This window comes from Chloroflexota bacterium, from assembly GCA_016197225.1.
Lineage (GTDB): Bacteria > Chloroflexota > Anaerolineae > Anaerolineales > VGOW01 > VGOW01.
In genome coordinates this window covers 1-10,895 of sequence record JACPWC010000031.1, presented here as the reverse complement: position 1 = coordinate 10,895, position 10,895 = coordinate 1, and the positions used below count along the sequence as shown (strand labels likewise).

The following is a 10,895-nucleotide window of genomic DNA, read 5'->3' as shown; positions in this document are numbered from 1 at the left end:
GCCTCAGTGAGCGTCAGTGCTTCAGCGGCTTTGGAGGAAGAAGAAGACGGATTTTGGGAATTTAGGCGTGTCGTCCATTTTGACAGTTTATACGTCGTGATGTATTATTCACGGCATGAATAGTAGTTATTCTCCACCAGAAACATATCACCCGCGCTGGCTCACCCCGGCCCTGCAAGCCGCCAGCCATGATCATGCGGTCATCGTCCTGACGGGCGCGCGGCAGGTTGGCAAGAGCACCCTCCTGCTCAATGCCGAGCCGTTTCGCGAGTGGCGGTTTCACAGCCTGGACGATTTCAATACCTTGCGTCAGGCGCGCGAAAGCCCGGCGGGATTGTGGGCAGGGACGAACCGGGTCGTTCTCGACGAAGTGCAAAAAGCGCCGGAACTGTTGCCCGCCGTCAAACAGGCGGTGGATCGCAACCCGCAACGAGTCCGCTTTGTGCTCTCTGGTTCGGCCAATTTGCTGTTGATGAAGCAGGTCAGCGAGAGCCTGGCCGGCCGGGCCGTATATTTCGTGCTCGATCCGATGACGCTGGGTGAAGTTCACCACGGCCAACCCACTGACCTGATCTCTCGCGCACTGGCGGGTGAATGGCCTGCTGAAAGCGCTCTGCCTGCTACCCCGCCTGATGCAATATTAGACCTTTTGCGTGGGCTGATGCCGCCATTGCTCACCCTGGAGACTCCTCAATCGTGGGTGCGCTGGTGGGATGGGTACGTCGCCACTTATCTGGAACGCGACCTTCGGCCCGTGTCGCAAATCGACGCCCTCCTTGATTTCCGGCGACTAATGGAATTGGCAGCGTTGCGTTCCGGGCAATTGCTCAATCAATCCGAACTGGCCAGAGATGCTCAACTGTCACAGTCGACGGCGCATCGTTACCTAAACATTCTCGAAGCCACGCACATGTTTGAGCGCCTGCCTGCCTTCACCGTCAGCCGCACTACCCGCCTCCTCAAATCGCCGAAGGCATTCTGGAACGACAGCGGGCTGGCAATTTTTCTTTCGGGCTACTACGAAGAAAATGATCTGCGCGGAGCACGGGAGTTAGGCGCATATTTCGAGACCTTCATCTACCACCATTTGCGCGCCTTGACCCGATTGATGACGCCGCCCGGCCGGCTGTACTTTTGGCGCACCCGAACCGGCGCTGAAGTTGACTTCGTCGTCGAGCACGGCCGGCGCCTACTGGCTGTCGAAGTCAAACGCACCGCGCAACCAGGGTATGCCGACACCGCCGGACTGCGTGCCTTTCTGGCCGACCACCCCAAAGCCGCAGGGGGTTTGCTTCTACACGGCGGACGCGACATCTACTACGTGGATAAAAATATTGTCGCCGCTCCATGGACGGTACTGACAGGTTAAATGCGTCCGTCAGATAATTGACAACTCACCAGATAAGCGTATAATGCAAGTTAGATAGGCGCACTTCTTCGAGAAGTGCGCCTGTCGCCGTTTAAGTCACTTTTCAAAAAGGAGAGACCGATGGTTGCAAAACTTTGGCAAGATGCAGTCCGTTTCTGGAACGACGACCGGGGCGACATGTCCCAGCAGGCGATCATGATCCTGGTGATGGTCGTCATCGTCGGCGCGGTGTTGTTCAAGCTCGGCGAGGCCATCGCCGGGGTGTTCAACAACACCACCGACATGCTTGGGCAACGATGACGGCCCTGCTTCGCTTTCTGCGTGACGAGCGGGGCGAGATGACCGAGATGGCCGTCGGCCTGCCGGTGTTGCTGTTGGTGGCGCTGGGGATGCTCAACCTCATCATCGCCGGGTACGCCGGCATGAACGCCCAGAGTGCCGCCGTCTATGGCGCGCGGCGCGGATCGGTGACGCAGGTCAACCAGATTGGAGCCGCCATTCAAGCGGCTATCCAGTCGCTCGACGCCGCGCCGGTCGGCGACTACCGGGTGCAGGCCTCCGGCGGCGGAGCGCGTGGCAGTGCCATCCGGGTGGCGGTGGATTGGTCGGTGCCAAATTTCTTCGGCGGACTGGCCAGAATGTTCGGAGCGCCCATGACCAACACGATTGACGGTTCGGAGATGGCGGTCTTCCGGGTGGAGGGTTGGTGATGACAAAGTATTCAGCCATCAGCGCCCAGCCATCGGCAAGACCTGGCGAACAAGGGGCGACGCTAGCCTTTCTGGCCATCATCTTCGCCACCATCTTTCTGCCGCTCATGGCTATTGCCGCGGACTTGCCAAGACTCATCTGGCTGCGGAGCCAGATGCAGGCGGCGGCTGACGCGGCGGCAGAGGCCGGAGCTGTCTACGGCGTGGACGTGGACTACTGGCAATCCACCGGGAACCTGCGTCACTCGCCGGGCGCGGTGAACGCCTGGGCGCATCGCGTCTTCGCCGAGCAGGTAGCCAATGCCAACCTGCGGCAGTACACGCCGACTCTCACGGGAGTTTCAGTGCAGGCGGGCGACAACGCGGTCACGGTCATTGCCGAGGCCCAGATTCGGATTCTGATCCCCGCCATCACGCCGCCGATCACCATCCACGTCACTTCTACTTCGCAGTCGCGCATCGGAGCCAACCGTTGATGGACGCCCGCTACCGCCCCGGTTCGCCGGAACTCATTATCGACCCGGCAATCACCCGCGCCGTACCTTATGCCGTGATGGTGGCCGTTGGCATCGTGATGACCCTCCTCGCCCTAGTGGGGCGCGCCGCCACGCCGCGGGATGAAGTGCGGCTCATCGGCTGGCTCGATTGGCAGGCGCTGAAGGCCCAACGGCAATACGACGGCGAACTGTCGGCGTTGCGGCGTGACGTGGACGCGTTGGCGAAAGCACTTGAGCGTTATCCCGATCCGGTGGCGGCTTCCCTCCTCGCCGAGCGCATCGCCAACCGCCATCGCGCGGGTGTCCCGATGCTGGCCTCTCAACGTGAGGCGGCGCTGAAGGCCGCCGACTCGGTTCAACTCTGGGCGCAGTCGGGGGTGAGCCGGGAAGAGGCGGTTGCCGCAATCGAGGCGGCGGCAACGTTGCTGGAGGGGCGACCATGACCGGCGGCCTGGTCTTCGATCCGGTCGAGCGCGTCAACGCCGACCTGTTGAACACCGAGCGCAGTCTGCGACAAGCGGCCCAGTCCGAAGTCGTCGCCCTCCGCCGCTTGCTGATGCGGGTCTGCTATCACCTCGACGGTCGCACGTTGGAACAGGCGCAGGAGAAAAATCCCGCCGCGCCGGACTGCTGGACCTCGCGCGAGTGGGCGGCGTTTCTCGACGGGTTGGACCGCCGGTCGGCCAGGCCGGGCGACGGCTGGCGTGGTGGTGAGGCAGAAACATTACAGCGACAGAACACCGCCTTACAAAAAGAAGTGGATGAACTGCGCCGGTCATTGCTCGAAGCCCGACAGGCCCGCCCACCGCTGGCCGATACAATGCCAATCGAGCCGGCAAGACCTCAGACGGCCATCGTCGAGACTTCGACGGTTTCGGCCAGGAAGAAAGACAGCGGCGACAAGCCGAAAGGCAAACCCAAACATGCCCTTCGCCTCGACATTCCCTGGCCCGGCCACTGGCCTGAGAAACCGCCACTGCGCTTCGAGAAGCATTTCAAGCAATGGGAGCGCGAACGGCTGGTGCTCTGGGTGGTGGCGCAGGGCAAAGGCATTGCCATCGAAGCGCAGGAGATCGTCGCCAGCAAGATTCCCAGCGTCTCGAGCGGTGACAGCGGCTCCATCGAGCGGCTGTTCAAACGCTTGGTAGAAGGCAAGAGTTTGACAGGGACTCAAATGCGAGTCGAAAACATCGATCCGTTTGGCAGTTCGACCCTCAACGTCATGGGCCTGGGCGAAGTCGGGCGGGAAGTGTGCGGCGCGTTGAACTGGGACATCTGCGAGACCGAATACGAGCGCCTGTGCCGATTGCACGACGGCGCGGCGCAACCGGAACACACAGCCGCCATTCTCATCCTGCTCTGGCATGCCCGCCGCAACGGCTGGCGCGCCGAGCCGGTGCCGGATACGACCGGCAAAGCGAAGCCCGATGCCTTGCTCGAAAAAGATGGCGAGATTGTGTACGTCGAAGTTGAACTGGGCGAAGACAAGCCGCAAAAGTGGAAGAACGCCGCCGGACTGCAAGGCTTTGTCGCCGTGTTGGCCCGCGACGGCAAACGCCGGCTGATATTGGAGAGTGAAATCAAAGCCCTGAGCTTGAGCGGGCGGGCGACGGACATTGCCAGCCTGATCATGACCACGCCCGAGACGCCGCTCTTCGTCAGCCGCTGGTGAGTACATAGAGCACGAAACAAATTCCGCCCTGTGGCAAAACCGAGCGCGGCCTGTGGAGGTCGTGCTGAATGGGCAGGTTCGACTCCTGCCGGGCGATTTGTAGGGCTGCACCTTAACAACTGAAGACGCAAGCTGGCAATTTGCCGAAGGAGCGCCCTGTTCCTACCCGGCAGACGATTGCCGGCTATTGCACACAGGAGGTGCCATGAACATCACTTCACTCAAGACCCTGACCGGACTGACGCTGGCCGACCTGGCGGCCAAACTGGACGAAGAACTGCCGCCCGACGCTTACAAGGCCGTGCCGGGCGGCGCCGACCTCACCGACATTGACCCCAATCACATGAACCGTATCCTCAATGAAGTGTTCGGGCTGTGCGGGTTGGGCTGGGGCTATCACTACGACCCGGCCTCCATCGACCTGCGCAACGGCGAGAAACGCATCTTTGCCACTGTCGGAAATTTGAACTTCTGGTACACGCTGACCGATGAAACCGGGCCGCACCGGTTCGAGATTCAGGCCACCGGCGGTAACGACAACTCGGTGGCGCAGTACGCGATGAAGGGCGCTATCACCAACGCCATCGGCAACGCCGCCTCGAAGATCGGCTTTCAGGAGAGTGTGTATCTGGGCAAGCGCGATCATCGCACGGTTGCCAAGCGCAAACTCGTCCCGCCGCCGGCCAAGCCGTCCACGCCGGCGGCTTCGTCAAACGGCAATGGTAACGGGAACGGCGCTTCGCCCGCTCCGGCGACACCCGCCGACGATGATCCCGGATCGCACGTCATCCACGTCGGGGCGGCCAAAGGCAAAACGCTGCGCGAAGTGTCCATCGAGAAAGTGGTGTACTTCGCCGACCCGACTCGCTACGCGCGCGCCGACGAGAACGCCAAAGCCCTCGCCCTCGCCGCTGAGCGGTACGCGGCCAGCGCCGAGTTCACAGCCAAGAAGGTCAAGGCCAACTAGCGCCGGACTTGTGCAAGCGTCTTCCCGCGAACTTCGCGGTGCAAGCTGCGAACTTTGCGGCCCAAGCCCTGCGTTGAGGGCGGCTATCTCGCCGCCCTCACCTAACCGCCCGTCGGCAAGTGTTCGGCCTCCACAGGCCGCACCTCAGGTGGGTTCGACTCCCACCGGGCGGACTCGGGTGAAGCAAGATTCACTCGCCGCACTTTTACAACTCAATATAAATGATGATTAGCGGCCTCTGGCCGCTGTGCCGGACGGTTGTGGCAACACAACCCACCCGGCTTTATTAAGCATCTCAATGCAAACTCGGGCCGTCGCCTGCTAGCAACACGGCAGGCGGCGAGGCCCTTCTCACTTTTCTCTTCTTCAAGGAGCCATTGTCTATGAACACCTTACCCGCCGACCTGCCGACAGCCATAAAAGAGTCACCTGCTACTGCCCCTCACTTGCATCCAACTTCAAGCCGCTCTCGCACTGAAAACGTCCACCTCAACGAAACGACGGTGTCCGGCGTCGTGAAAAAAGTCGTCTTCCAAAATGGCGACGTGCTGTTCCGGCTGGCGCAACCGCTCGAAACCGAGCGAGAGAACATTCTCTCCGTCAGGATTCCGGGCGGCCAGATTGACGGCGCTCTCGTCAGCCTCGGCCCGGGCGACCTGGTGCGGGTGAGCGGTTATCTGGCTGACGCACCTCAACGTATGTCGCTCTCGTCGATTCTAGAGAAATTGCGATTGCCCGACCGCATCCAACCGGGCGACGAAGGACTCCTGGTCGGGCACATCACTACCCAGCTGGTGGCTCAGGCCTTTGAACGATTAGACGTCGGCCAACCTTTTACCAACACCGTCCAGTTGGGCGGCGTGATTCACAAGTTCTACGCCGCCAAGGCCGACACTATTATCCGGCTCGACATTTATGACCGGCATACGCGGGTGGTGGAACACAATGCCCGTGTCGGCCTCCCTCACCGGCAGGCGCATCATGTGTCCCTGCGGCTCGTCGGCGGCAAGTCTGCCGATGGGCACAAACCAAGTTTGAAGACTAAAGGGCAGGTTCTGGCGACGGGGGAATTGCGCCAGTATCTTTACTCTGAGTCGCTCAAGAAGATCCTGATGCGAACCCGGCAGTTCAACCGCATCCTGGACGGCGACGATGAGCGGTTCATCACCCTCGAGACGTTTTACGTAGTCGTCCAGTCGGCAGTTTATCCGGATGTGTTCATCAATCCGCTTTCGGGAAAATAACTGCGTGGCGAAAGGCCCAGAACGTACTTCTTCGGCTTGCCTTTGCGGCCCGGCCCATTGCCGATAACGAATGGCCCGGCCGCGGATAGTTCCACCATTCGAGAAACCGGGTTTGATTTACTGCCCGTAGTCCGTAAAATCTATCTTCAGAGTATTATACTTGGGCGATACATTTTGCGGCTCTCACGACCCCGTTCGAACAAAATTCGAACAGCCGAACCATCCGTTCTTCAACAATTTCGCCACCCTGTCCAATAACAGAGTTTGTGCTATTATAGTGAAAACTCTGTTGTTGAGCACACTCTGAAGGCAGCCCTGCTATGAAATTCGTCGATCGTCGGCGCGAATTGAAACAACTGGATGACTTTTACCACCACCCACGAGCCGGGTTGCTCATTGTCTACGGCCGCCGCCGGGTGGGCAAGACCAGCCTACTGTCTCATTGGTTGGATCAGATCGTGGCTCAATCTAAACTGCCAGCCAACACCTCTCTATTCTGGACGGCAACCACCCAAGGCATTCAATATCAACTGCGTGATTTCTCTCAAGCGGTGATCCGCCTCGATCCACGATTGCCGGCGCCACCCGCCCCAGACTATTCCTTCCCAACCTGGGATGCCGCTTTTGGCTATTTGGCCGACCTGGCCGCCATGCATTCGGCGAAATCGCCATTTGTCGCGGTCATTGATGAGTTCACCTATTTGGTGCAAAGTGATCCCGGCATCGTCGGCCTGCTCCAACGAGTCTGGGATCATCAGCTCTCGCGCACGCCCAATCTTCGCTTGGTGCTCAGCGGGTCGTTGGTGGGCATCATGGAAAAGAAGGTGTTGTCGGCCCAATCGCCGCTCTATGGTCGGGCCACCTCACTGCTCAGACTCAATCCGCTCCCGTTCGGGACCCTGGCCGAACTTTTTCCTGCCTGGTCTTCTGCTGAACGCGTCGCCTTGTACTCAGTCTGCGGCGGCGTCCCTTCTTACCTGGCCCTGTTTGATGGCACCGCGAGCTTCACCCGCGGGTTGCGGGCGGGCGCGCTGGCTCCGGGCAGCCTGATGTTCAGCGACGCCGCCTTGCTGTTGAACGAACGCCTGACAGACCCGTTCGTCTATTCTTCGGTGCTTGGCTCGATTGCCAGTGGCTACCATATCTGGACCGAGATTGCCAAAATGGCCGGCGTCCCTGAGACAAATTTGGGGCATTACCTGGACACCCTCCAGGCCCTCGGCTTGGTGGAGCGCCGTAGCCCGGTTCTGGCCGGGGCCAACACCCGGCGGGGCCGGTATCACGTTCGGGATCCATTCCTGCGGTTCTATTACCGGTTCCTCCTTCCACACCGGACCGCCATTGAGCGCGGCGAACTGGCGCGAGTCACTGAAACGATTGCCAGTGACTTGCGGGCCTTTATTGGCGCTTATGTGTTTGAAGAATTATGCCGGGAATGGGTATTCTATGAAGCCGACCGGGGCGGGCTGGGATTTCTGCCAGAAGAAGTCGGAAGTTTCTGGGCGCAACAACGCGGACAATCCGTTCAGCTGGATGTTGTCGCGGCCAGCCGCCGTAGCAAACAACTATTGATTGGCGAGGCGAAATGGGGAGATAAACCGGTGGCCCGAGAAGTTTTGACGGATTTGGTCACGCGCAGTCAACGGATGCCGCAAGTTCCGGAAGGGTGGCAGACACACTACGTGCTATTTGCCCGCGCCGGTTTCACCGACGCCACCCGAGAAGCGGCGCGGACGCTGAATGCCCGGCTGGTGGACCTGTCAGAGTTGGAACAAGGCCTGCGCGCCTCGGCTGAACCCTGACGCTTTGCTCTGCACCACCAGGGCGGGGCAGAAACGTGATTCCGCCATCGCTCAACACCTTGATGTTTTGCAACTCGCCCGCTGTTGCCCTAAACAACTCGTCCTTGAGCAAACAGGCTATGGCTATACCCCAAATCTGGTTTACAGCTGATCATCACTTCGGCCATACGAACATCATTCGTTACTGCGCCCGCCCATTCGGCTCAGTGGGCGAGATGGATACTGCCCTTATTCGGAACTGGAATGAGTTCGTCGGCGCAGAGGATGTCGTCTATCACCTGGGCGATTTCACACTCGGCGATGTTGGACGGTTGATAGCCATGGTGGTCAACTTGAACGGGCGCATCCACCTTTTGCCCGGCAGTCACGATGGCCGGTGGCTGAAGGACTTTCACCCTGAAATCCCCAGCCGTTCGGGGCACTTCGTGAAACTCTTGCCGCCACTCGTTTCACTCGAGTTTCCCGAACGCAGCACGGGCCGCTACCCGCTCGTCGTGGTGCTGTGCCACTACGCCATGCGCGTCTGGGATCGCGCCCACTATGGTGCATGGCATCTTTATGGCCACAGTCACGGTCGCCTGCCGCCACAGGGCCGATCGCTCGACGTGGGTGTGGACTGTCACAACTTTTACCCCATCAACATTGATGCCATTGCCGAGCGCATGCCGCCAATGGAGTCAACTCCTGATGAAAGCGAGCCGTAAATGGCAATGCCACCTGATAATCAAACGGCGACTTCGATTGTGTCGTCGGGGGATGTTGGGTAGTGTCCCTGTATAGGGCAGGTATGTTTTTTTGTGCGCGAAAGGCCTTGAAAACAAGCAGTTTCGCAAGCGCCAAAAGGCTACCTGCCCGTTATAGGGACACCACCCTCACTCCGACTTCACCGACAAAGCACGACGAGCTGCCGCTGGCCACCATTGTCTATGGACAAGCATGGATGACGTTGACGCGGCGCTCAGGTGCGAGGGATGGCGATCAGCTTCCTAATTCCCGATCCAGCCGGGCGAGATCGACCAGAAGCGCTTGATGCGCCCTGGCTAAGGTTTGGGCGGCAGGAGTAAAACCAGCGCGACTGAAGAACGCATAGTGAGCTGACCAACTGCGCCCTGCCTCAGGCAGGGCTTGAAGCAACAACGGCGCTTTCTTTTCTATCAGCTCGCTCACTACCTTGCGGGCCACTTTGTCGGTTCCCCATTTGCATTCGCCCAACAAGATAGACTTGGCCTGCCAATTCACCGCCACCACATCTACCTGAACACCCTTACTCCAATGGCTGCCGACCTGCTGGGCTTCAAAGGGCAGGCGGTTCTGAAGGCTGGCCGAGCGCACCCAGGACCGACAGAGTTCCTCATAAGTCGTCGCGCCGACAAAAGCCCGCAACTGCTCTTGGATGCCCGGCAGCACCGTCGCCGGGCGATAACCGACCTCATCACGCAAGGGAGCGATAAAGCGGAAATAGAATCGCAGGAAGGGATCGATGAGATGATAACGCCCCAGCCGGCTGGCCTGGCGCTTGCCAGGCGGGATCGTCACCGGCAGTCGTCGCTCGACAAACCTCAATTCCTGCAAGCGTACCAGGTAGGCCGAGAGATGGGCTTTGCCAACCAGCGCCGCATTGGCAATCTCGTCAACGGTGTGCGCGCCCAGGCCAATGGCTTGCAAAATGGCACGGTAAACGCGGGGTTCATGAACCTCGTCGTAAAGCAGAAGTTCCGGTTCGGCCACAAACATACTGCCTGGAGCCAAGATCACGTCCCGGATGTTATCTGCCAGCGAGGCTCGAGAATTGAGGCGCTCCAAGTACGCAGGGATCCCGCCCACAATGGCATAGGCCGCAACTCGCTGGTCCGCTTGCCAGCCACGCAGGAACTGACGTAGGGCGGCAAACTCCAAGGGTTGCAGATGCCACTGGCCAGTGAACCGGCCAAACAACGGCGAGCCACGTGCCAGGAGCGTTTCCATCGTGTGGACGTGCGAGCCGCTGAGGATCAGAGTCAGATGAGAATGTTTGGAGAGGTGATCCCAGGCGTGTTGTAAGGCCGAGAGAAATGCCGGGTCAGAGTCAGCCGCGTAGGTGACTTCGTCAAGAATCAGAATCTGCTTTCGCTCGCCGAGGATTGAGGCAAAAGCCTGCCACAAATCGGCCCAGGACTCGAACGTGGCCGCCTGGGTGAGCGGCACCCCCAACATTCGGGCAAAGAGTTTGCGCCGTTGCAAAGGCGCCGGCTCACGCTCGGCAGCCCAGTATAGAGTTGGCAGTCCCGTCGTCTCAGCCCAATGCCGCGCCAGGACGGTTTTGCCAACCCGTCTGCGCCCGTAGAGCAGAACCATCTGCGCCGGAGTCGGGTGAGTCCTGGCCAGCACCGAATTCAAAAAAGCCATTTCCTCATCGCGATTGACGAACATAAAAATTCCCCTTGCCCCAAAATAAGCCACATCTGGATTAGTATAATCCAGGTGTGGCTTATTTTCAACACAGCGGCTGGTGCCGAGTGCCCGTCAAAGTTTTGGGAGCAGAAGAGAGAGGAGTAAGATAGGGGCACGTTGCGCGTCCGACAGCCCATACCCCTTTTGGAGGCTCCATGAAACGAACCGACTTCGACCGTGCCTGGCGGGAACTGAGTGAAGAAG

General features: G+C 59.7%; 11 protein-coding genes. 10 read left to right on the top strand and 1 reads right to left on the bottom strand.

Annotated elements, in window-relative coordinates; translation table 11 throughout:
* The first annotated feature begins 115 nt into the window (after window positions 1-115).
* The 10 genes from HYZ49_05670 to HYZ49_05625 all read left to right on the top strand — a co-directional run bounded on the left by HYZ49_05670 (window position 116) and on the right by HYZ49_05625 (window position 8,965).
* Window positions 116-1,369: an ATP-binding protein gene (locus HYZ49_05670; GenBank protein MBI3241765.1), complete on the top strand. Its 1,254-nt coding sequence runs from the start codon at window positions 116-118 to the stop codon at window positions 1,367-1,369.
* Window positions 1,370-1,489: 120 nt separating this feature from the next.
* On the top strand, window positions 1,490-1,669 hold the full coding sequence (locus tag HYZ49_05665) for a hypothetical protein (GenBank protein MBI3241764.1): 180 nt from the start codon (window positions 1,490-1,492) through the stop codon (window positions 1,667-1,669).
* Window positions 1,666-2,079: a hypothetical protein gene (locus HYZ49_05660; GenBank protein ID MBI3241763.1), complete on the top strand. Its 414-nt coding sequence runs from the start codon at window positions 1,666-1,668 to the stop codon at window positions 2,077-2,079. The genes HYZ49_05665 and HYZ49_05660 overlap by 4 nt, the downstream gene beginning before the upstream one ends.
* Window positions 2,079-2,555: a hypothetical protein gene (locus HYZ49_05655; GenBank protein ID MBI3241762.1), complete on the top strand. Its 477-nt coding sequence runs from the start codon at window positions 2,079-2,081 to the stop codon at window positions 2,553-2,555. Before HYZ49_05660 ends, HYZ49_05655 begins: the two co-directional genes overlap by 1 nt.
* Window positions 2,555-3,019 (top strand): hypothetical protein, encoded by a 465-nt coding sequence (locus HYZ49_05650; protein ID MBI3241761.1) that lies wholly within the window; start codon window positions 2,555-2,557, stop codon window positions 3,017-3,019. Before HYZ49_05655 ends, HYZ49_05650 begins: the two co-directional genes overlap by 1 nt.
* Window positions 3,016-4,248: a hypothetical protein gene (locus tag HYZ49_05645; GenBank protein ID MBI3241760.1), complete on the top strand. Its 1,233-nt coding sequence runs from the start codon at window positions 3,016-3,018 to the stop codon at window positions 4,246-4,248. The genes HYZ49_05650 and HYZ49_05645 overlap by 4 nt, the downstream gene beginning before the upstream one ends.
* A gap of 205 nt (window positions 4,249-4,453) precedes the next feature.
* A complete protein-coding gene (locus HYZ49_05640) occupies window positions 4,454-5,215 on the top strand; it encodes a hypothetical protein (GenBank protein MBI3241759.1) in 762 nt (253 codons plus the stop codon).
* A gap of 383 nt (window positions 5,216-5,598) precedes the next feature.
* Window positions 5,599-6,459: a hypothetical protein gene (locus tag HYZ49_05635; GenBank protein ID MBI3241758.1), complete on the top strand. Its 861-nt coding sequence runs from the start codon at window positions 5,599-5,601 to the stop codon at window positions 6,457-6,459.
* Window positions 6,460-6,779: 320 nt separating this feature from the next.
* The gene (locus HYZ49_05630; GenBank protein ID MBI3241757.1) at window positions 6,780-8,261 is read left to right on the top strand and encodes an ATP-binding protein; all 1,482 of its coding nucleotides are present in this window, start codon (window positions 6,780-6,782) and stop codon (window positions 8,259-8,261) included.
* 125 nt (window positions 8,262-8,386) lie between these two features.
* A complete protein-coding gene (locus HYZ49_05625; protein MBI3241756.1) occupies window positions 8,387-8,965 on the top strand; it encodes a metallophosphoesterase in 579 nt (192 codons plus the stop codon).
* Window positions 8,966-9,239: 274 nt separating this feature from the next.
* Here the strand turns inward: HYZ49_05625 and HYZ49_05620 are convergent, their stop codons facing one another.
* Window positions 9,240-10,670 carry an ATP-binding protein gene (locus tag HYZ49_05620; GenBank protein MBI3241755.1) on the bottom strand — a complete coding sequence of 477 codons (1,431 nt, stop codon included), beginning with the start codon at window positions 10,668-10,670 and terminating at the stop codon, window positions 9,240-9,242.
* Window positions 10,671-10,895 lie beyond the last annotated feature (225 nt).

What these genes read in the sequence shown, in the direction of transcription:
- HYZ49_05665 (MBI3241764.1), top strand. Translation starts at nt 1,490, where the DNA reads ATGGTTGCAAAACTTTGGCAAGATGCAGTCCGTTTCTGGAACGACGAC.
- HYZ49_05660 (MBI3241763.1), top strand. Translation starts at nt 1,666, where the DNA reads ATGACGGCCCTGCTTCGCTTTCTGCGTGACGAGCGGGGCGAGATGACC.
- HYZ49_05630 (MBI3241757.1), top strand. Translation starts at nt 6,780, where the DNA reads ATGAAATTCGTCGATCGTCGGCGCGAATTGAAACAACTGGATGACTTT.
- HYZ49_05635 (MBI3241758.1), top strand. Translation starts at nt 5,599, where the DNA reads ATGAACACCTTACCCGCCGACCTGCCGACAGCCATAAAAGAGTCACCT.
- HYZ49_05645 (MBI3241760.1), top strand. Translation starts at nt 3,016, where the DNA reads ATGACCGGCGGCCTGGTCTTCGATCCGGTCGAGCGCGTCAACGCCGAC.
- HYZ49_05640 (MBI3241759.1), top strand. Translation starts at nt 4,454, where the DNA reads ATGAACATCACTTCACTCAAGACCCTGACCGGACTGACGCTGGCCGAC.
- HYZ49_05670 (MBI3241765.1), top strand. Translation starts at nt 116, where the DNA reads ATGAATAGTAGTTATTCTCCACCAGAAACATATCACCCGCGCTGGCTC.
- HYZ49_05620 (MBI3241755.1), bottom strand. Translation starts at nt 10,670, where the DNA reads ATGTTCGTCAATCGCGATGAGGAAATGGCTTTTTTGAATTCGGTGCTG.
- HYZ49_05655 (MBI3241762.1), top strand. Translation starts at nt 2,079, where the DNA reads ATGACAAAGTATTCAGCCATCAGCGCCCAGCCATCGGCAAGACCTGGC.
- HYZ49_05650 (MBI3241761.1), top strand. Translation starts at nt 2,555, where the DNA reads ATGGACGCCCGCTACCGCCCCGGTTCGCCGGAACTCATTATCGACCCG.